Here is a 21,868-nt window from a genome sequence, read left to right on the forward strand (position 1 = left end):
GCAACGCTGTGTTTCTATCCCAGAGATCTTTATCCATATTAATCACGGATGTTACGCAAGCAAAAAATAATTTTGCATTTTTAAAATGATATTTAAGTCAATTCGCCGGAGTCTTACATCTAGGGCTTAAATAAAGGGATTAGCCTTCGGCTGGAGGTACTCTTACGAAACGATGTTTCGCATTAGGCAAAATGAGCAGCGAAGCTTCGCAAGGAAACCATCCTGCAGAGCAATGCTCCTCACCGCAAAACTCGCTCTCTAGCGTCTATTTATTTAAAGTATTGCAAAAACATTTTTGATGAGAAGTCGTGCTGTCTCAAACAATTGCGGATGACGTTACCGCGTATCGTTTTTTTATTTGAATCAAATTTCGCGTCTGATATTACTAAGTAACATCAGTTCATCCTAGGTTTTTTTATTATAGAGATCTCAATCATCGGCATCGAAAAAACGACTAAGGGCATAGGCAGCGAATAGGGGGACAATTTGCTATAATGCGTCAATCACTCCCTTTTCAAAGCTAGGTTTTTCATGTCCAAGCCATTCTTAATCGCACCTTCAATTTTGTCAGCAGACTTTGCGCGCTTAGGTGAAGAAGTTGAAAACGTTCTAGAAGCCGGTGCAGATGTTGTTCATTTCGATGTCATGGATAATCATTATGTACCGAACTTAACTTTTGGTGCGGGCGTTTGTAAGGCATTGAAAAAATACGGCATTAAGGCGCCAATTGATGTGCATCTAATGGTTTCACCGGTAGACCGTATGATTGGTGATTTCTTGGAAGCTGGCGCAGATATCATCACTTTCCACCCAGAAGCGACTGACCACATTGACCGCTCTTTACAGTTAATCAAATCTGGCGGTGCGCAAGCGGGCTTGGTGTTTAACCCTGCGACACCTCTGCATTATTTAGACTACGTTTTAGATAAAGTTGACCAAGTCTTGTTGATGAGTGTGAACCCAGGTTTTGGTGGTCAAAAGTTCATTCCAATGACCTTGGAAAAGCTGCGTCAAGCACGAAAAATTATTGATGCTTCAGGTCGTGATATTCGCTTAGAAGTGGATGGTGGTGTTACTCCAGCCAATATTCGTGACATTGCTGAAGCCGGTGCAGACATGTTTGTTGCAGGTTCAGCGATTTTTGGTAAGCCTGATTATAAAGCTGTGATTGATGACATGCGTTCAGAGTTGGCAAAAGTGCATGCTCAAGAGGCTTAAGCCTTTGGGTATAAGTTATTCCTTGCTTGTGGATAACTATATGGATAACCGTATGGATATCTGTGTAGATAACTATATGGATAACTTGGATAAATTATAAACGATTGTACATCAATGGTTTAATAATTAGACGTATTAAGTATAAAAAGGACTCAATTGAGTCCTTTTTTTATGGGGTAAAGTGTTTGAAATGCTGTATGTTTATTAATCTATGGTAAATAATTAATCAGTTTAAAAAATAACTTTTATGTTTTAACTGGAAGATATGCGCTGATTTTTATGACAGCGCAATAAATTTAAAACTGTTGTGAATAACTGCACAATTAATTATGCTGTTAGCAACTATTGAGATACGCTGTGACTGGCAAAACACATCATCGATCGCACTAGATAGTGCTTTTAGATATTTCTGAATGTATCGTTCATGATGGATAAATCGGTCGAGCTGCATGTCATGTTGATACAAATGTCATGTGATTGCATTTGAATCGTAAATAATATCATCATGGTGTTTCATGCGGATTTCGGCTGAGCTGATCGCGTGATGTTTCTAAAGATGTGTTAATAGGGATGTGTTGTCACAGTGCATCATTGGGTTGAATTAGGATACTAAATTGTTCAATTTTTTGCGTAAGCATCTTGGCTTTGCTTGGCTCATGGCGTTTGTCATGGGGTGGAGCAGTGTGGTCAGTGCACAGCAAAATTTTCAACATCAACAAATGATGACTGCGAATGCCCATCAGGCATCAGTTCATGCAGCACATGCTGATCCTTCGCATTTAAATATGACAAATTGCCATCAAAATCAGCGGCAAGCTGCTCCTGAGCATGCAGTACATCATGGCAAGCAAGCAACACCTGAAGTCATTTTTACGATGGATTGTCATCAATCTTTAGATGCGACATCTGCACTGCAAGATGGTCAGGCGCATCATTCAACGACACAAAGTACAGACTGTCGTCAGGACTGTACACTCGCACATTGCCAAATCAGTACCTCTTATGTCGATAGCGCCTTGGTCGCATTGCAGACCTTCCATGTGCATCACTATGCAGAACCCCCTCGTTTCATTTTTGCTGGACAGCATTTAAAAGGCTTTTGGCAAGAAATTCTAAGACCTCCGCAAGCTTAACCTGAGTATTAAATACGTTTTTTCGTTATTTTATAAAGGTTAAGTCATGTCTAATTTATTTAAATCAGGCCTCGTGCTCGGGGTATGTCTGCTGTCACCAACGTGGGCGTTTGCAGCCATTAAAGAATATCATCTGAATATTGATGAAAAGACCATCAATTTGACTGGTAAAGCGGTCAAGAAAATCAGCGTCAATGGTCAGTTTCCAGCACCATTACTGGAGTTTGAAGAAGGCGATGATGCGGTCATCCATGTGCATAATCAGCTCAAAAAACAAAATACCTCGGTGCATTGGCATGGTCTATTGCTGCCCGGTTTAATGGATGGTGTACCCGGCTTTAATGGTTTCAATGAAATTCAGCCTGATGGTAGCTTTACTTACAAATTTAAAGTCCGTCAAAGCGGAACCTATTGGTATCACGCGCATTCCAAAGGCCAAGAACAAGACGGATTGTATGGCGCTTTGGTAATTTATCCGAAAGGTAAACAAGCACTTGCCGCACATGAACAGACTCAACGTGATTATGTGGTCATGTTGTCTGATTTTCATGAATCATCTAGCGCTCAGATTATGGCAAATCTGAAAAAGTCTGCTGAATACTATCAAAATCAGCGTGAAACAGTTTCAGATGTATGGACGCAAATTCAACGAACAGGTTTAAAAAACACTTGGCAAGATCGTTCGATGTGGAATCAGATGCGTATGCTGAAAACGGATTTGTCTGATGTCACGGGTTATACGTTTTTAGTAAACGGCAAAACACCACAGCAGAACTGGACGGGGATGTTTAAGCCCAATGAAAAAGTCAGACTTCGTTTTGTAAATGCTGCGGCCATGTCGTTTTTTGATGTGCGTATTCCTCAGCTCAAAATGACGGTGGTCAGTGCAGACGGTCAAGCGGTCAAGCCGGTCGCTGTAGATGAATTTCGCATTGGTGCTGCAGAAACCTATGATGTGATCGTAGAGCCTAAATCTGCGCATTATCAGATTGAAGCTGAGTCGCTTGATCGGACTGGATTTGCGATTGGCACTTTACATGATGAAACGCAGCCTCAGCACTCAGGCATTCACATGCCAAAAGCTCGGCCACGCGCTTTGCTGACCATGGAAGATATGGGCCATGGTTCAATGTCGGGTATGGACCATAGCAACATGGGACATACGGCTACAGGTTCAACCCAAACTTCAGCAAGCCAGCAAGCGAATGCTCATAAGCACAATGTGCATACTAAAAATCAATCAAAGATTCAGACGAATCAAGCACATGATCATGCTGCAATGGGGCATGACATGGACCATTCCCTAGTGACTGCACAGACTGCTTTGCAGCATCCAGACATGCATAAACAGAACATGTCTGATTCAGCACATGCCAATATGGATCATAGCGTGATGGATCATTCCTCTATGAACCACTCCTCAATGGATTCATCCATGAAACATGATATGCATACAGCGATGGATCATGCACAGTCTAAAGGAGAGATGCATGCAGTTGAAAATTCAGCAACGGTTATGGGTTGGGCCAATGCTTCAACACCTGTCGGTGATAAGGCCTTGCAATATAGTGATTTAAAAGCGTTAACCCCGCAGCCTGATACACGTGAAGCGACGCAAGATTTGGTTATTCATTTGGGTGGAACGATGGAACGCTACATGTGGACCATGAATGGCAAAAAATTCAGTGAAGCCGAACCACTGCAGGTGAAATATGGTGAGCGAATTCGATTGAAATTTGTCAATGACAGCATGATGGCGCATCCGATGCATTTACATGGCATGTTTATGCAATTGGAAAATGGGCAAATGTCTTCTGAAATGCCAAATAAACATACGGTGATTGTGCCGCCGGGGAAAACTGTCACGGCTCTGTTAACGGCCAATGAATTAGGGGAATGGGCGATTCATTGTCACTTGCTGTATCACATGTCCGCAGGGATGATGAATAAACTTGTGGTCGCAAATGTCGCGGAGAATACTAAAACAGCATCTGTGCCGAAAAAGGAGGTGTCTCATGCGCATCATTAAACCATGCACATATACAGTACTGGGTTTAGCTTTGGCATCTGTCACTCAAATGACCATGGCGCAAGATGCACATCACAGCATGCTGATGTCAGCTCAACATGAGTCACATTCCTCACATGATTCGTCGCATCAAGAGATACAAACAGCGATTGAATCGAGCCAGATGGAGCATACTGCAGAACATGCAGAACATGCAGAACATGCAGAACATGCAGAACATGCAGAACATGCAGAACATGCAGAACATGCAGAACATGCAGAACATGCAGAACATGCAGAACATGCAGAACATGCAAATGCATCATCTATTGCGTCACGTGCTGCTTCTGCGCAGCATCCTGTTGATCATAAGCGTGAACATGGTGGACAGATTTATCAAGCGACTGAGATCGACAGTCGATGGCTCAATAATGCCGATGGTCGTGGAAGTTTAAAGACTGAAATTGAGAGTCGAATCGGGACCGATGAAAATAAGCTCTTCATCAAACTACATGCCGATAAAGCAGAATCTCAAGACGCTGATTATGCGGCTCAATTGATGTATAGCCGTATGATCTCCGACTTTTGGGATGCGCAAATTGGTGCGCGTTATCGGGTCGATGAACATCAAGTGACGGACAAAGAACAGTTAGATGCTGCGGTGGGTCTGCATGGTCTGGCACCGTATTTCTTTGAAACCGATACTTATTTATATCTTGGTACAGATAAACAGGTCAGTTTTTCTTTAGAAACCGAACGTGATTTTCTGCTGACGCAAAAATTGATTTTAAAACCGTATCTGAACCTAGATGTGGTGCTGAGTGATGATTCCGCCTATGCACAAAAAACAGGACTCAGTTCTGTATGGCTAGGGCTAGAAACACGCTATGAAATCAATAAAAAGCTGATGCCCTTTATCGATGTCGCTTACAGCTATGAAAAAGGCAATCAGCATACGGCATGGCAAGCTGAAACTGGAAGTGAAAAGCAATGGTGGTATGGCGCAGGTCTTCGTCTGAAGTTCTAATCGGCGAATAGACCAAATAAAGAGGGTATCATCAATAGGTTTTGGTGATGCCTTTTTTATTTCTGAATTTGTCCTTTGAACAGACATGCTATGTTTTGGCGCAAATCATCAGCACTAGAGTTTTACTCAACTGAATAACGCCCTGAATTTGGTCAAAAAATGTAAAGACTGCACTAAAATTCAGCATATTTGCTATACTGAGAAAATATTCGGAGGAACGACCTCCCTTACATCTTTGTTCAAAGCCAGTAAGAAAAATCGTCAGGACGACCTGACTCTATTAATATGGAGGAAGGCATCATGGCTTGGGTTGTTCTGGTATTCGCTGGTATTTTTGAAATCGTTTGGGCCTATTCGATGAAGCTCTCAGAAGGCTTTACAAAACTTGGCCCAAGTTTAGTCACTTTATTTTTTATGATCCTGAGCTTTGGTTTGTTGGCCTATGCCATGAAAACGTTGCCTCTGGGAACAGCTTATACCATTTGGACAGGAATCGGCGCGATTGGCTCTTTCCTCGTGGGTATTTTTATACTCGGTGAGCCTGCAACTGCCATGCGGATGTTAGCCGCAGTACTGATGATTTCGGGTCTAATCTTGATGAAATTATCTTCAAGTTAATATGTTCTAAAGCACAGAGGTAAAAGCCTTTTGTGCTTTTTTTTATGGGTAAAAATATGGCTTGGGTTTTATTAATTGTAGCGGGATTGCTTGAGGTGGTCTGGGCATATTGTATGAAAGTCTCTGAAGGCTTTAGCAAACTGACGCCAAGTATTTTGACCATTGTTTTCATGATCGCAAGTTTCGCTTTGTTGTCTTATGCAATGAAATCCTTACCGCTGGGTACAGCTTATACAGTGTGGACAGGGATTGGTGCAGTGGGATCATTTATCCTCGGCATCGTTGTATTGGGTGAGCCTGCAACTGCCATGCGGATGTTAGCCGCAGTACTGATCATTTCTGGTCTAATCTTGATGAAATTATCTTCAAGTTAATATGTTCTAAAGCACAGCGGTCATTGACCCCTGTGCTTTTTTTATGGGTAAAAATATGGCTTGGGTTTTATTAATTGTAGCGGGATTGCTTGAGGTAGTCTGGGCATATTGTATGAAAGTCTCTGAAGGCTTTAGCAAACTGACGCCAAGTATTTTGACCATTGTTTTCATGATCGCAAGTTTTGCTTTATTGTCTTATGCAATGAAATCCTTACCGCTGGGTACAGCCTATACCGTGTGGACAGGGATTGGTGCAGTGGGATCATTTATCCTCGGCATCGTTGTATTGGCTGAGCCCGCAAATGCCATGCGCATGCTAGCTGCGGTACTGATTATTTCAGGACTAGTCTTGATGAAATTATCGTCCTCCTGAATAATGAAGTGCTGCGATTTTGAGCTTGGAGTATCTCATGCAACTTTCTTATCAGTTTTTAAATTCGCCCGTTGGACAATTAAAACTTGTTGCACATGAAACCGCATTGGTGGCTGTGCTTTGGGAAAATGAAAATACTAATCGTGTAGGATTGGCGGCTTTGGTTGAAGATCTGCAACACCCGATTTTGCTCAAAACCGCACAGCAATTAAATGAATATTTTGCGGGTAAAAGACAGCAATTTGACTTGCCACTAGACTTTGAGGGTACTGCATTTCAGCAACAAGTTTGGCAAGCTCTACTGACGATTCCTTTTGGAGAAACTCGCAGTTATAAACAAATTGCAGAGCAGATCGGCAATGTCAAAGCCGTACGTGCTGTGGGTGCAGCCAATGGTAAAAATCCAATTTCAATTATTGCACCCTGTCATCGTGTCGTGGGCGCAAATGGAAAATTAGTGGGTTTTGCGGGTGGTCTAGAAAATAAAGAAATATTGTTAAAAATTGAGAAATTACAATAAAATAGAAAATATACTTATTTAAAATAATGAATCAAATCAATGAATATTTCTCAAATTTTTGCACCGCTCATTTCGACGTTTTGGTGGCTAATTCCATTGTTACTGATTGTGGGGGCAATCAAAGCATTTAAACCATATTTAAAGGGGAAAATGGGGGGAGTTTGCTGTCGCCGTTCATGTCAAACTTTATTTGAAAGACCATTATATATTGTTAAATGACTTGACCTTACCGGATGGTGAGGGAGCTACCACTCAAATTGATCATCTTCTGTTAAGCCCTTTTGGTGTGTTTGTGATTGAAACTAAAAACTATAAGGGCTGGATTTTTGGGAGCGAGAGACAAAAACAATGGACGCAAAAGATTTATAAAAAAAGTTTTAAATTTCAAAATCCAATTCACCAAAATTATAAACATATGAAAGTGTTAGAACAGGTGTTGAGCGATATTGTGGATAAAGACAATATGCATTCTGTGATTGTTTTTATGCCTGAAGCAGTGTTTAAAACAGAGATGCCGTCGAATGTTTTTCGGGGTACAGCTTGGGTGGACTATGTTCAAACCTTTCAGCAACCCGTGGTCTCTGAAATGAAACTTAAACGAATACAGTTGCGTTTAGAAAAAGAAATTTTAGAAAAATCGTGGAAAACAAATCGACAGCACGTTGAAGATTTAAATCAACGGCATAATTCATAAACTTCCTGTATGCTGTGGATTGTGAACAGTATCTGAATGATAAAAATAGACGGACAATAACAATGAACGACACGCTTCAACACCTTTATGAATCGACTTTAGATCATCCTGAGCAATACCAAGACTTTTATCAGCAACTTTTATCCAGCCAAGTGTATTGTTTGGGTGAGCGTGATGCTGAGCAGCATTTACATTTTCAATTGATGGAAACGGAGCAAGGCGAGCAAGCCATTCCATTTTTTCTGAGTCTTGAGATGCTACAACAGGATGTTGGTGCAGATGCAGAGTTTGTCATGATCAGTGCTGAAAAATTATTTGCGATTACCAAAGGCGCAAGCTTGGTGATGAACCCGACTTCGGAACATCCTAAAGAGTTCTTGGCAGATGAGATCGACGCAATTTTAGAGTTTGCCAAACAACAAAGCCTTTGAACACTGTAGGTGTAATCAAAGGCTCTGCGGCTACGCTTAGATAGGTGTTTTCACACTTTTTCATTTTCATATTGGGCGATGTGCTTTAAAACTTACATACCGGCTTTGAGTTTTTGCACGATTTCATCAAGTGGTTTGACACGTTTTACTTCATCCCAAAGGAGTTTGGCTTCTGGATAGTGCTTCGACATCATGCCGAGCCATTGTTTATAACGACCGACCATATTCATTTCTTTTTTATACGAGCCATTTAAGAAACGAATTTGTAATCCAAGTAGTTCATGCCATGTAATCAGCGGTTCATCGGTATTACGACGGATACACTGTGTAATGTCAGGAGTGGTCACCGCAGCACGACCAATCATTAGGTCTTCACAACCGGATTCGAGTTGGCACTGTTTGGCATCGGCATTATTCCAAATTTCACCGTTGGCAATCACATTGATTTTCAATGCTTCACGAATGGGTTGCAACTGATCCCAAAAGGCAGGCGGGGTATAACCATCGGCTTTAGTCCGCGCATGGACTGTAACCCATGCAGCTCCGGCATCTTCGATGGCATGCGCATTTTCCATAGTGAAGTTACGGTCCATATAGCCCAAACGCATTTTTGCCGATACAGGAATATGACTCGGAACAGCATCACGCACAGCTTTGACTAACTCATACACCACTTCAGGCTCATCTAGCAGAACTGAACCACCACGGTGGCGGTTGACGGTTTTTGCAGGGCAACCAAAGTTCATATCAATCGCAGGGGCACCAAGTTCTACCGCGCGTACAGCATTTGCCGCGAGCATAATGGGATTGTTACCTAAGAACTGTACATGAACCGGTGTTCCTGCTGCAGTTTTGCCTTCATTGTTTAGTTCAGGACAATAGCTATGATAAATATGATCGGGCAGGACAGAGTCCGTGACACGGATAAACTCGGTTACACACCAGTCAAAACTCCCCACATGCGTCAACACATCTCGCATAATTGGGTCGGTTAAGCCTTCCATCGGCGCAAGAACAAGTTTCACGGTCACACAGCCAAAAATTGAAAAACGGAGTTATACGTGGTTTTGAAAGGGATGTCTAGGTTTTGTGCTTATGGTGACGCGGAACACGAAATGACAAGATTTTATGTAACTATTTGGTGAAATTAGGACCAAAGTCGTAAAGTATTGACTGACATAAAACTTTAACAATAAAATGAGTAAATACATATGGATAGTAATAATAAGAAGATGGCTTGTACTGTTGTTTTTTAATGGAATCAACAACATATACTGTGCTTGAATCTTTTAAGATTTCATGTATGATGGCTGCAACTAGAAAAAAAGTATTGTTTCGTAAATTTTCTTTAAGTATCGCAGTGTTAGTCATAATCCTTCGTTTTTTACAGAAATGAAGTTCAATTCTTTATTATTTTCCAAGTTATAGTCAGTCATCATCCAATGGCTAAATCAACAAATTAATAGGTATTATTATGTCTAATACAGTTACTGGTACAGTTAAATGGTTCAACGAAACTAAAGGTTTCGGTTTTATTGCACAAGACAACGGTCCTGACGTTTTTGCTCACTTTAGCGAAATCACTGGTTCTGGCTTCAAAACTTTGCAAGAAGGCCAAAAGGTTTCTTTCAGCATCGCTCAAGGTCAAAAAGGCCCGAATGCTGTAAACATCGTTGCTCTATAATTTAGACGTAATGAAAAAAAAGCGCTGTATAGCGCTTTTTTTATGCCAGTTATTTCTGTGTGAATAATCAAGCTATAATAAAGAGAGCCTTAGCTCCCTTCTTAATAAAACTTAAAATCGTTTCATCGTCGACTTAGCGGCCCAAAACCATTTCTAAAATAAACTTAGAACCAATAAAGCCGACTGCCAAGAGACAAAAACCAATGATGGTAAAGCGAATGGCTTTTTGACCACGCCAGCCGAATCGATAATGCCCAATGAGCAAGGCACCATAGACGAACCATGAAATGATGCTAAAGGCAGTTTTATGCGCCAAATGCTGTGCAAAGAAGTTATCGATGGTGAAGAAACCAAACCCAAGCGCCACGGTCAGTAGTGCAAATCCAGCAATCAATAAATCAAATAGCAAAGATTCCATGGCTTGAAAGGGTGGAAGCAGGCTCACCCATACACGTTTTTTCTGCTTGTTTTTCAGTTCACGGTCTTGTAAACGCAAAATAACCGCTTGAATAGTTGCCATCAGCAGGACGGCATACGCGGAAAGCGACAAAATAATATGGATATCTAAACCCAGTGAATGTTGCTCTATAAATTGATTTTGTCGACTAAATGCGAAGCCCAAAATCAACCCTGTCGCTGCCACAGGAATGCCCAACAGGTTCATTGCAAGCACAGGTCGATAGGTACTAAATAACACACTGAGTAATAGCATGAGACCTGAAGTAAAAGACATCAGGTTGAACACGTCATAGTTGACACCCATAGGTGTCAACATGTCGTTATATAAAACACCTGCATGCAATAACATGCCTAAACCAAGTACAACACCAATAAACCAATGGTTCGGCGCACGTTTAGACATTAAATGGCTGAATAAATACCAAAAAGACGTGGTATAAGCGATTAATGCTAGGATCGTGTAAACCAAGGGGAGACTGATCATGTCAAACCTTTTTCAGGATGTTGAATATTCATTTATATAAATTCTGCAAGAACTAAAGTATCCTATAGCATTCTATGCATAAATTTTCTATTTTAAGAAACAATTTTTTGCTCATGGCTATTTTAAGCGGATTTTGCAATGTTTGATACCTTAACAGAACGACTCACGCAGAGTTTAAGAAATGTTACTGGCTCAGGGCAGCTAACCGAAGACAATATTAAAGATACGTTACGCGAAGTACGTATGGCACTTCTTGAAGCCGATGTTGCGTTACCTGTAACTCGTGAATTCATCGCGAAAGTTAAGGAAGAAGCATTGGGCCAAGAAGTGATGACTCAGTTATCACCGGGGCAGGCTTTCGTCAAAATCGTTCATGACGAATTGACCAAAATGATGGGTGAGGCGAATGAAAGCCTAGACCTAGCGGCAAAACCACCAGTTGTTGTGCTTCTTGCAGGTTTACAAGGTGCGGGTAAAACAACCACTGCGGCAAAACTTGCACGTTTCTTACAAGAACGTCAAAAGAAAAAAGTAGCAATGGTGTCTGCCGACGTTTATCGTCCAGCAGCGATTAAACAGCTACAAACAGTTGCGGGTGAAGTTGGCGCGATTTTCTTTGAATCTAGCGCAGACGAAAAACCGATTACCATCGCAAATCGTGCGATTGAGCAAGCAAAAATTCAATTTGCTGATGTCTTGATTGTCGATACAGCAGGTCGTTTACATGTAGACGACGAAATGATGGATGAAATTAAAGAGCTACATGCAGCAATTAAGCCGACTGAAACATTGTTCGTGGTTGATGCCATGACCGGTCAGGATGCGGCGAATACGGCAAAAGCCTTTAATGATGCCTTGCCGTTGACGGGTGTGATCCTGACAAAAACGGATGGTGATGCACGTGGTGGTGCGGCACTTTCTGTTCGTGCCATTACTGGCAAGCCAATCAAATTCTTGGGTATGGGTGAAAAACTCGATGCCCTAGAGCCATTCCATCCTGAACGTATCGCACAGCGTATTTTGGGTATGGGTGACGTACTTTCTTTGGTCGAAGAAGTTGAACGTAAAATCGACAAAGAAAAAGCCGAAAAAATGGCGAAAAAACTGCAAAAAGGCGGTAGCTTCAACTTTGAAGATATGCTGATGCAGTTTGAACAAATGAACAAAATGGGCGGCATGATGGGCTTCCTGGATAAACTTCCAGGCATGAGCAACTCAGGGATTCAAGATGCGATTGCACAAGCAAATCCTGAAAAGCAAGTGAAGAAAATGGAAGCGATTATTCAATCGATGACCATTAAAGAACGTCGTAACCCAGACTTGATGAATCCAAGCCGTAAAAAACGTATTGCAGCAGGTTGTGGTATGGATGTTGCGGAAGTGAATAAACTCATCAAGCAACATGCGCAAATGGCGAAAATGATGAAGAAATTTGCCAACCCAACGGGTATGGCAAAAATGATGAAATCATTGGGCAATATGCAAAAACAATTTGGCGGCGGTGGCATGGGTCCATTGTTCGGCAGTAAAGATCCGAAGTAATTTGGACTTAAAAAAGGCGCATTTAGCGCCTTTTTTTATGGCTGTAATTTGATAAGACCGCATTCAAACAATTGCTACGAGAATTATAAGTAAGCACTGGATGAAGGAATTTGTATACGAACTGATAAATACCAATTGAGCTAAATCATTACAAGAACATGCGAAATTGACATTGAGACCGTGTAGATGACAGGTCTAAAACAGAGGTGAAAGTTTGCTGAACTGCAAATTGAAAGCTTTACCCATAATAAGCATCAAATCATGAATACACCGCATACGCCAGAAAGCCAAAACATCTATCTGATTCATGCTCATCAGGCTTCCCCTAATGAGTATTAGTTTCCTTATTGAGACAAAAGCAGCAAGGGGTAGGACATTATTCTTGGCGCATTGATATGGCAAATGCAGTACAACCAGATTTTGACGAATGTTAGAAATTTATTTTCCTGCAAATGCCTAAGCTCGATGAAAATAAAATTATTATTGCGCACAGTTTGGGTTGTCTGACAGCGCTGCAATGTTTGACAGCACATTTCAGCCAGCGGTAAGGCAAGATTTGAGCGGGCATTTTTATTTCTGGATTTGTGTATTCCTTTAATTTTTTTCTGAATTAGGCAGCTTTATTTTAAAATGCAAATTGAACCGTCATATGCTGCATCAGCATTTGCCATTGGCCGTGCGCATGCTATCCAGTAATGATCCTTTTGTTCCGCCACTGTTCACGCTGAAGTTATCAATAGTGATCCAAAGGTAGAACACTGAAGGGAAAATACAGGACTTTTACGGCTTCATAATGTTTCCAGAATTGCTGGATATTTTGAATCAGCTCATGAAAGTGTTCTAGCAAATAGTCAAGTTTTGCAAAAATTCACAATTGTTTACCCTCAATCTCTAATTTTTATTTCAGACTGAATTCAAAAAGAGGAATGGAGCATGAAATGGCGCAAGTAATTGTGGTGCATGGCTATACCGCGAGCCCTGAAGAGAATTGGTTTCCGTGGATCGCGCAAAAGGCAAAAAAAGCGGGCGTCAGCCTCAAGGTGCTTCGGCTTGATCCATCAGAAACACCCGTCTTAAATGTGTGGATGAAGCAAATGGATGCGCAGATTGACGCATTAAATGAAAACTCTATATTAATTGCCCATAGTTTGGGATGTATCGCTGCACTGCATTATCTGTCGCAAAAACTGCAGCATCAGAACATAAAAGCTCTTGTGCTTGCGGCCGGTTTTAATGGCCGCTTGGGACGTCTAGAGCAGGTGAATCCTTTTATTGATGCAGCTAAAATAGATTTTGACTTGCTAAAACAGCAGGTTGAGCATCGGGTAGTGATCTATTCAAAAGGCGATGAGCGAGTGCAACCCGAATTCAGCTTGGCTCAGGCAAAAAGCCTAGATGCACAGGTGATTGAAGCGCGTCATCAGGGGCATTTTATTGACTCTGAAGGCTGTACCGAATTGCCCGAAGTCTGGGATGCTGTGGAGCCGTATTTGATCCGGGCTTAATCTACGGTTGTTGGCCAATATAGCTTTGCAGGCCTTTTAAAAGCAGATCATTATGGACTTCAGGCGTAAAGCGCTGCAGGTATTTGGCAAATAGCGCAGCATCGCCCCCAGTTAAAATTAAGCGACTGGGATATTTATCAAGCACCTTTTCAATGGTGCTGACCAAACTGAGCAATATGCCATGATGAACAGCGTCGATGGTATTTTTACCAGGAGACAGCTCGTCAAAGATGGCATCTGGAATTTTAATGCCTTTGGTGTTTTGGATGAGCGAATCACGTTGCAAATATAAATTTGGCAAAATATAGCCACCTAAATGTTGTAATCCATCCGTTAAGTCAATGGTGAGTGCTGTTCCACAGCTAATCACACAGTATTTTTGTGTAGGGTCTTTGACCACAGCCAGCATTTGCAGCCAACGGTCGATCCCGAATTTACTGGTATCTTCGTAGGCACAGCGCAAGCCCGCATATTCGGCATGAACTTTGGCAATGGTGACAGGAATGGCTAAAAATTTAAGAATTTTTTGAATCCGATCATTATTTTTCTTGTCGAGTACCGAGGAAATCCCGACCTGATCTAAGTCCAAACTTTTAAAGTGCTGGATTAAACCGAGTAGGAGTTCGGCAGGCGACTGTAAATGCAGTTCCGCAGCATGTTCTATGATTTGATCGTGTTCAGTAATCCAGTATTTCAGCCGAGTATTACCGACATCGAGCCATAATTTTTTCATCAGTAGGCCTTTGCAATCCTGTTTATGATTGATCTGCTAAACGTAAGCGACCTTGGAAATGATTTTCTAAGCGCTGCGAAGTTTGGATGTTGATCGAACCATCATTTTCAATACCGAGAAAGAGACCTTGGCTTTTGCCTTGTAGGTGTTCAAGCTCAACAGGCTGTTGCATAAATGCAGCATAATGGTTGAATCGTGCAGCGAGGTTATAGCAGTTATGATCGAACCATTCACCTGCAAGTTGAATCGCGGCATACAGTTCAGCAATTAACTGCAAACGGTTTGGTGAGGGAAGTCCGAGTTCAGATAACGAGGTTGCGCGCTGCTCAATTCCTGCGGATGGAATCGGAAATAAGTTCATCCCAACGCCGACGATCGCTTGATGTGGCGAAATTGGTTCAATCAAAATCCCGCCCCATTTGCCTTGTGGGCTATACAGGTCATTGGGCCATTTCACTTGTAATGCGAGATTTTGCAAACTTGGCATTTGCAAGATATTTAAGGCAATTTCGAGTGCAAGCCGTCCATCTATCGCTGTCTGTAAATTCAGCAATGTGCTTAAATAGATATTACCAACGGGTGAGACCCATTGATGATCGCGTTGCCCACGGCCCTGAGTCTGTTGTTCACTGCATACCAAAACATGTTGAATGCCTTTTTTTGCAATCTCACGGACATCGTCATTGGTCGATGTAGTAATGGGCTTCAGTAATAAAACTTCAGGCGGTTGAGGTACTGTGCTCAGCAATTGCTGTAAGTGTCTGGTCTCTAAATCCATTTGAATCTGAGAGTTGTGGAATAATATTGATGGAGTTAATCATATATTTACTGATTGGTGCAATCGCTGGTTTTGCTGCGGGGCTATTTGGTGTTGGCGGTGGCCTGATTATTGTACCGATTTTATTCATCGTCTTTACCCAACTTCAGTATGATCCCAGTGTGATTATGCACATGGCGGTGGGCACATCTTTAGCCACGATTATTGTCACCTCACTTAGCTCGGTTTCGGCGCATCATAAAAAAGGTGCCGTGCTGTGGAATGTCTTTCGGAATTTGGCACCGGGTTTGGTGATCGGTTCATTTCTCGGTGCAGGCATTGCAGATTATTTATCAGGGCAGGGTTTGCAACTGTTGATTGGCTTTTTTGCGGTCTGGGTGGCCTTTAAAATGTTTCGCGGTGCAGCGACACCAGTCGATCCGGATAAACATTTACCCTCACAAGCCATGCAAATGGCAGCAGGCGGTGGTATTGGGATTGCTTCTGCGATCTTCGGTATTGGTGGTGGTAGCTTAACCGTCCCGTATTTGAATAAAAACGGCGTCATTATGCAAAAAGCGGTCGCGACATCTGCTGCATGTGGTTTACCGATTGCGATTGCTGGGGCCCTCGGCTTTATGTGGTTTGGTCATCAAGCCGATATCGTGGTTCCCAACACCATTGGTTATATCCATATTTATGCATTTATCGGGATTAGTGTAATGAGCTTCATCACTGCGAAATTGGGTGCGAAAGTGGCTCATATGTTGTCGCCATTTATGCTAAAGCGTTGTTTTGCATGCTTATTAACAACAGTTGGTTGCTATTTTATTTATCAAGGTGTGCAAGCCTTTGGCGCTTGATTGTCCGTTTTGACTGACAAAATTGGCTTTGTTGACACAAGATTGTCAGACAATGTCATGTTCAATTAGGTTGCTTATCGTTTCTAATGTAAATAGATTGAGTGTAAATCTGAACATTGCATCTTATAAAAAAAAGATAGGAACAGTATGCAACAACAAGAAGCGGACAGTTTGTCAGAACAAATTGCCAAACACATCGGTGAACAAATTATTCGCGGTGAGTTGGTCGAAGGCGAGCGTATTCAGGAACTTAGAGTTGCGGCCGAATTGGATGTGAGTCGTGGCTCTGTTCGTGAAGCTTTATTGATTTTAGAACGGACCCAACTCATTGAAATCTACCCGCGACGTGGCGCCTTAGTCTCTGAAATGTCGGCTTTACAAGTGCGCTCATTATTTGATATTGCAGCATTATTGTTGGGCCAAATTGTGCATCGTATGGCGGAAACGTGGCGCAGCCATGAAGCTGAGCGTATTCAGTTATTACTTGAACAATTAGACGTGGAAACTCGCCAAGGCAATACTGAAAAGTTTTATGATCTGATTTTTCAGGGCATGGCTCGTCAGCATGAAATGGTGGGAAATACCTACCTGATGCGTTATTACCAAGAATTGTTGCCATCACTCAGACGTAGTTATTTTCTGACACTGAATATTTCACGACGTGAACTACAAGAATCTTTTGATTTGTTTAAATTGGTGACTGATGCAGTTTTAATCAGAAAATCACATCAAGCCACTTTATTTATGGAAGATTTTTGTCGACACTTACGCAACCTTGTGTTGGAATCACTAACACGGATGAAACAAATCGAATTAGCGTGGGCGAGACGTTCACGCCGCTGATCAGGACATTATGCGTTTAAGCAGTTTAAAACTTTCCGGCTTCAAATCTTTTGCCGATAGCACAACTCTAAAATTTGAAGGCAACCGTAGTGCGGTTGTTGGACCGAACGGCTGTGGTAAATCCAATGTGATTGATGCCATTCGCTGGGTTATGGGGGAGTCCAGTGCCCGTCAATTGCGTGGTGGCACCATGCAAGATGTTATTTTTACCGGAACGGCAAAGCGTAAACCAGTCGGGATGGCGAGTGTTGAACTGCGTTTTGATAATACCTATGGCAAGCTAGGTGGCGCTTATAATGCCTATACTGAGCTTGCAGTTCGTCGTCAGGTCAATCGTGATGGTAAATCCGAATATTTCCTCAATGGCACTAAATGCCGCCGTCGTGATATTACCGATATTTTCTTAGGCACCGGTTTAGGTCCACGTTCGTATGCGATTATTGAACAGGGCATGATCAACCGTTTGGTCGATGCCAAACCTGAAGAAATGCGTGTGTATATTGAAGAAGCCGCAGGGGTTTCTCGCTATCAAGCTCGTCGTCGTGAAACTTTACAGCATCTAGAACACACCACTCAAAATTTAGAACGTCTCGAAGACATTGCATCAGAACTGAAGTCTCAGCTGAAAACCTTAAAACGTCAGTCTGAAACGGCGGTGCAATACAAAGAATTAGAAACCCAAATTCGTACTTTTAAGATCGAAGTGTTGTCTTTCCAATGTGAGCAAAGTACGCGTTTACAGCAAGAATACACGCTTCAGATGAATGAGCTCGGGGAAACCTTCAAACTGGTGCGTTCTGAGCTAAATACTCTAGAGCATGACTTATCTTCCACTAATGCTTTATTTCAACGGCTTATTCAGCAGTCCACGCCATTACAAAGTGAATGGCAACAGGCGGAAAAGAAACTGTCTGAGTTGAAAATGACGCTGGAGCAAAAGCAGGGTTTATTTGCACAAAATTCGGCAAGTTTGGTGGAGCTTGAAAAGCAAAAAGCTCAAACCAAAGAACGTTTACAGCTATTAGAGTTACAACTGGAAACGCTGCAAGAACAGCAAGATGGATTTGTTGAGCAATTACAGCGTCAAGAAAGCAGTAGTCAGGAACAGACCCAGCAGTTAGCCGATTTGAAAGCTCAGCATCAACAAGCGGTTCAACAATTTGAACAATGCCGTGGGCAAGTCGAAAAGCAGCAACAGCAAAAGCTACAGATGTTGGCGCAGAGTGAACAATTGACCAAAAATATTGGTCGAATTGAGCAACAACGTGAGACCCTGCAACAGCAACGAGGTCAAATTCAGCATCAGGCGCAGCAAGATGAGTTGGAGCAGTATCAGCAAGATAAGCAACAGCTCGAACAACAAATTACGCAACAAGAGCAGGTGATTGCCGAAACTCAAGCACAGCTTACAGCTGCACAAGAACAGCAGGCACAGCATAAAAATATGGTGCTGCAGCTAAAGTCAGAAATACAGGTGCTGTTGTCAGAGCAGAAAAACCTAAACCAATTGATGATTAAAGCCAGTCCAAAGCAGCAAAGCCAGCGTCAACATTTAATGCAGCAGTTGCAGTTGAGCACACAGGGTAAACAGCATGCACAACTGGTCGAGAAATTTTTGTCTAAATGGCTGAGTGCCCAAGTCTTAGGACACAGTGATAATTTTCAAGACAGTGTTGCACGTCAGGTCAAAGGCAGTCACCACACCGCAGCACAAATCGTTGGATTAGATGCTTTGACGACGTGGATTGAAGCACCACAGCTTTCAATCTGGCAGCAGGTCGCAATTGCCGAAACATTGCCGATGGCATTGAGCCATCAGGCTAAACTGGCTGCTGGTCAGTCGATACTCACGCTCGATGGTTATCATGTCGGTGCAGATTGGGTGATTGGTCTAGATTATGATGAGGACAGCCAAGCAGGGCAAGGTGCATTGAGCCACCGTATTCGCTTAGATGAATTGACTGAATTACTTGCAGAGCAGCAGCCAAAGCTAACGCAACTAGAAGGCCAATTGCCTGAGTTGCAAAATGCCGTACAAGCTTTACAGCAAAATCTGCAACAGCAACATAGCCAATTAAAAAATTGGCAAAAAGACATTCAAAATGCTGATGTTGCCATTGCGAAGGTACAAAGTTCCAATCAGGCTTTTGCATTACAAAAGCAGCAGTTAGAAGATCAATTACAGCAACTTGAAGCACAGCTTGAAGAAGATGCCATGCAAAAAGACGATTTGGAAATTGATTTGCATGCGCTGACGATGAAGCTTGAGCAAGCTTTGCCCAATTATAAAACCTTGCAATTCCAAGTTGAAGAGTTGAGTCTAGCACTGGAAAGTGCTCAGCAAGTGGCATTACACAGTCAGCAAGAATTGGAAATTGTGCGTCGTCAGTCTGTACAGACGAAACAACAGATTGAATTATTAGAAAAAGATACGGTCTTTTTGAAAGCGCAAACTCAGCAAATTGTTGGACAGATGGAGCAGGCAAAGAAATTTGTCGATCCGGTACAGTTAGAATTACCTGCGCTTGAGTCACAGTATTCTGAACAGGCTCAAGTCACTGAACGTTTACAAAAAACCTGGAATGACTGGCAGCTTGAACTCAATAATGTTCAGAGCAAACAACAGACATTGACGGAACAACGCCATTCACATCAACAGCAAGATGAAAAATTGCGTACGCAATTGGAAGAAAAGCGTCTGGCTTGGCAATCCGCGCAGTCTGATTTACAGCATTATTCTGAACAGCTGAAAGAAATGAACAGCGAAATGCTGACAGGTTTAAGCATTGATGTGGTATCCCATCAGCAAAAACTAGAAAAAGCACAGCAGCAGTTTGATAAATTGGGTGCAGTCAACTTGGCTGCGGCAGAAGAATATACTGAAGTTTCTAAACGCTTTGATGATTTAAGCCACCAAATTGATGACTTGCAAAAGACCGTTGAACAACTGCAAGCTGCGATGAAAAGCATTGATCAGGAAACGCGAAAACTGTTTATGACCACTTTTGATAAGGTCAATACAGAACTTCAAGCGTTATTTCCGAAAGTATTTAATGGTGGTGAAGCAAGCTTAAGCCTTGAAGATGGTTGGCAATCGGGTGTAAAACTGATGGCACGACCACCGGGTAAACGAAATAGCTCTTTGGCATTATTGTCAGGTGGTGAAAAGGCACTGACCGCATTGGCTTTGGTTTTTGCGATTTTCCGCCTAAATCCTGCACCATTTTGCGTTTTAGACGAAGTCGATGCACCTTTAGACGATGCAAATGTAGGAAGATTTTGTAATCTTGTAAAAGAGCTTTCAGAACAAGTGCAATTTATCTACATTACACACAATAAACTGGCTATGACAATGGCAACTGACTTACTTGGTGTGACCATGCCAGAACCAGGAACTTCAAAATTAGTGACTGTGAATATAGAGCAAGCCAAAGAATACGGTTTAGCTGCGGAGGCATAACATGGAAATCACCACTATAGTTGGGATTGTAATCGCTGTAATTATCATGGTTGTGGGCATTCGAATGATGTTTCGTAAACCTGCAGATGCAGCGCCATCACTTGACACCGAATTACATATTGATCCTGATAGTCAGCAACCTGTTATTCCGCGCCATGTACGCAATCAGTTAAATACACCTGAAACCATGCAACGTGTAGAGCCGACTTTGGCTGAGGAAAAAGTCACAGCGGTTGAAACGACTGAAGCTGTTCAAGCGAATGTAACGCAAGAAGCAACGGTAACGGAACAAGTAGAGGAGAGCGCTGAGGCTACTGCAAAGACTGAGGCGACAACGACGGATCCCGTTTCAGTTGAAAACGCTCAAACTGCAACAGAAGACAGTACATTGTCTACAGAAGCAACTGAATCTACAACGGTTGCATCTATAGCCGCCGATGCCAATCACGCAGCGACTGCTGCGACACACGTTCAGGCTGACGCTGTTCCTGCGGAAAAAGCGCCAGAGTTTAGTGTAAATAGCGCAATTGAAAAAGCTGAAATCAGCGATTTTGATGAAGAAAGCAGTATTTTGGATGCGCATTTACATGAACAAAAAATTGTTGATGAAGAAAGTGCTTTAGCAACTGCGGAAACTTATATCGCCTTAAATGTTTTCCCAGATAGCCGTGCATTGTCAGGTGAAAAAGCATTAAAAGTGTTACTCAAATACGGCCTGCGTTTTGGCGAAATGGCCTGTTTCCATCGCTATGATGAAGAAGGTACAAAGTTATTATTCTCTGTATTGCAAATGAATAATGATGGCGCCGCACAAGGTTTTGATCTTGAAACTCTATCGACTGAAGAAGTAAAAGGTTTGGCCTTCTTCTTGGCGCTGCCACACAGCGATGTACAAAATGCCTTTGATACTATGGACAGCATTTCACGTCTGATTGCACGTGAAATTGACGGTACTGTGTATGATCAAAATAACCAAGAATTTACACCGCAGATGCGTGAACATTGGCGTCATCAAGCCATTGATTATCGTCAAGGTCAAGCTATCGAAGTCTAAGCGTCTTTGATTGAAACTCACCGAGTGGGTTTCTATAATAGCAACAGATAATGAAATTTGAGGGCGGAGCATGAACCGCCCTTTTTTA

20 protein-coding genes and 1 pseudogene are annotated in these 21,868 nt (G+C 42.2%); 17 read left to right on the plus strand and 4 right to left on the minus strand.

The annotated features are described in order from the left end of the window. The first annotated feature begins 531 nt into the window (after window positions 1-531). The 10 genes and pseudogenes from rpe (at window position 532) to LXF01_RS03435 (ending at window position 8,396) form a co-directional block, all read left to right on the plus strand. On the plus strand, window positions 532-1,218 hold the full coding sequence (gene rpe, locus LXF01_RS03390) for a ribulose-phosphate 3-epimerase (protein ID WP_078192356.1): 687 nt from the start codon (window positions 532-534) through the stop codon (window positions 1,216-1,218). 614 nt (window positions 1,219-1,832) lie between these two features. Then, complete coding sequence (locus tag LXF01_RS03395; protein ID WP_180103092.1) at window positions 1,833-2,351, plus strand: hypothetical protein; 519 nt, start codon at window positions 1,833-1,835, stop codon at window positions 2,349-2,351. A gap of 46 nt (window positions 2,352-2,397) precedes the next feature. Next, window positions 2,398-4,380 carry a multicopper oxidase domain-containing protein gene (locus LXF01_RS03400; RefSeq protein WP_180103091.1) on the plus strand — a complete coding sequence of 661 codons (1,983 nt, stop codon included), beginning with the start codon at window positions 2,398-2,400 and terminating at the stop codon, window positions 4,378-4,380. After that, window positions 4,367-5,386, plus strand: coding sequence for a copper resistance protein B (locus LXF01_RS03405; protein WP_233945005.1), 1,020 nt, complete (start codon window positions 4,367-4,369; stop codon window positions 5,384-5,386). The genes LXF01_RS03400 and LXF01_RS03405 overlap by 14 nt, the downstream gene beginning before the upstream one ends. 300 nt (window positions 5,387-5,686) lie before the next feature. After that, on the plus strand, window positions 5,687-6,004 hold the full coding sequence (locus LXF01_RS03410; RefSeq protein WP_180126102.1) for a DMT family transporter: 318 nt from the start codon (window positions 5,687-5,689) through the stop codon (window positions 6,002-6,004). A 56-nt stretch (window positions 6,005-6,060) separates the two neighbouring features. After that, window positions 6,061-6,378, plus strand: coding sequence for a quaternary ammonium compound efflux SMR transporter SugE (gene sugE, locus LXF01_RS03415; RefSeq protein ID WP_180103088.1), 318 nt, complete (start codon window positions 6,061-6,063; stop codon window positions 6,376-6,378). A gap of 55 nt (window positions 6,379-6,433) precedes the next feature. After that, window positions 6,434-6,751, plus strand: a complete 318-nt coding sequence (sugE, locus tag LXF01_RS03420; RefSeq protein WP_180103087.1) for a quaternary ammonium compound efflux SMR transporter SugE — start codon at window positions 6,434-6,436, stop codon at window positions 6,749-6,751. Between the two features lie 37 nt (window positions 6,752-6,788). Further along, window positions 6,789-7,271, plus strand: a complete 483-nt coding sequence (locus LXF01_RS03425; protein ID WP_180103086.1) for a methylated-DNA--[protein]-cysteine S-methyltransferase — start codon at window positions 6,789-6,791, stop codon at window positions 7,269-7,271. 39 nt (window positions 7,272-7,310) lie between these two features. Next, window positions 7,311-7,965 (plus strand): annotated as a pseudogene (locus LXF01_RS03430) (NERD domain-containing protein). Window positions 7,966-8,027: 62 nt separating this feature from the next. Then, complete coding sequence (locus LXF01_RS03435; RefSeq protein WP_180034571.1) at window positions 8,028-8,396, plus strand: SseB family protein; 369 nt, start codon at window positions 8,028-8,030, stop codon at window positions 8,394-8,396. 92 nt (window positions 8,397-8,488) lie between these two features. Here the strand turns inward: LXF01_RS03435 and LXF01_RS03440 are convergent, their stop codons facing one another. Then, on the minus strand, window positions 8,489-9,421 hold the full coding sequence (locus tag LXF01_RS03440) for a tRNA dihydrouridine synthase (protein WP_180103085.1): 933 nt from the start codon (window positions 9,419-9,421) through the stop codon (window positions 8,489-8,491). A gap of 449 nt (window positions 9,422-9,870) precedes the next feature. Here LXF01_RS03440 and LXF01_RS03445 point away from each other — a divergent pair, with 449 nt between their 5' ends. Beyond that, window positions 9,871-10,080, plus strand: a complete 210-nt coding sequence (locus LXF01_RS03445; RefSeq protein ID WP_067761877.1) for a cold-shock protein — start codon at window positions 9,871-9,873, stop codon at window positions 10,078-10,080. 133 nt (window positions 10,081-10,213) lie between these two features. Here LXF01_RS03445 and LXF01_RS03450 read toward each other — a convergent pair whose 3' ends face one another. Continuing rightward, complete coding sequence (locus LXF01_RS03450) at window positions 10,214-11,023, minus strand: cytochrome C assembly family protein (protein WP_180103084.1); 810 nt, start codon at window positions 11,021-11,023, stop codon at window positions 10,214-10,216. A 138-nt stretch (window positions 11,024-11,161) separates the two neighbouring features. Between LXF01_RS03450 and ffh the strand changes: the two genes are divergently transcribed. Together ffh and LXF01_RS03460 are read left to right on the plus strand one after the other, a co-directional pair. Then, on the plus strand, window positions 11,162-12,565 hold the full coding sequence (gene ffh, locus LXF01_RS03455) for a signal recognition particle protein (RefSeq protein ID WP_078191163.1): 1,404 nt from the start codon (window positions 11,162-11,164) through the stop codon (window positions 12,563-12,565). Window positions 12,566-13,503: 938 nt separating this feature from the next. Beyond that, window positions 13,504-14,070: an RBBP9/YdeN family alpha/beta hydrolase gene (locus tag LXF01_RS03460; RefSeq protein ID WP_111884791.1), complete on the plus strand. Its 567-nt coding sequence runs from the start codon at window positions 13,504-13,506 to the stop codon at window positions 14,068-14,070. 1 nt (window position 14,071) lies between these two features. Here LXF01_RS03460 and LXF01_RS03465 read toward each other — a convergent pair whose 3' ends face one another. Further along, the gene (locus tag LXF01_RS03465; protein ID WP_180103082.1) at window positions 14,072-14,803 is read right to left on the minus strand and encodes a type III pantothenate kinase; all 732 of its coding nucleotides are present in this window, start codon (window positions 14,801-14,803) and stop codon (window positions 14,072-14,074) included. 22 nt (window positions 14,804-14,825) lie between these two features. Next, window positions 14,826-15,581 (minus strand): biotin--[acetyl-CoA-carboxylase] ligase, encoded by a 756-nt coding sequence (locus tag LXF01_RS03470; RefSeq protein ID WP_180063933.1) that lies wholly within the window; start codon window positions 15,579-15,581, stop codon window positions 14,826-14,828. A 29-nt stretch (window positions 15,582-15,610) separates the two neighbouring features. Here LXF01_RS03470 and LXF01_RS03475 point away from each other — a divergent pair, with 29 nt between their 5' ends. From LXF01_RS03475 to LXF01_RS03490, 4 genes are all read left to right on the plus strand, one after another. Further along, window positions 15,611-16,423, plus strand: a complete 813-nt coding sequence (locus LXF01_RS03475; protein ID WP_233945006.1) for a sulfite exporter TauE/SafE family protein — start codon at window positions 15,611-15,613, stop codon at window positions 16,421-16,423. A 147-nt stretch (window positions 16,424-16,570) separates the two neighbouring features. After that, a complete protein-coding gene (locus LXF01_RS03480; protein WP_180094405.1) occupies window positions 16,571-17,266 on the plus strand; it encodes a GntR family transcriptional regulator in 696 nt (231 codons plus the stop codon). 10 nt (window positions 17,267-17,276) lie between these two features. Further along, window positions 17,277-20,726 (plus strand): chromosome segregation protein SMC, encoded by a 3,450-nt coding sequence (gene smc, locus LXF01_RS03485; protein ID WP_233945007.1) that lies wholly within the window; start codon window positions 17,277-17,279, stop codon window positions 20,724-20,726. Window position 20,727: 1 nt separating this feature from the next. Further along, window positions 20,728-21,780 (plus strand): cell division protein ZipA C-terminal FtsZ-binding domain-containing protein, encoded by a 1,053-nt coding sequence (locus LXF01_RS03490; protein ID WP_180156361.1) that lies wholly within the window; start codon window positions 20,728-20,730, stop codon window positions 21,778-21,780. Window positions 21,781-21,868 lie beyond the last annotated feature (88 nt).

Origin of the sequence: Acinetobacter sp. SH20PTE14 (genome assembly GCF_021391555.1) — a bacterium.
Lineage (GTDB): Bacteria > Pseudomonadota > Gammaproteobacteria > Pseudomonadales > Moraxellaceae > Acinetobacter > Acinetobacter amyesii.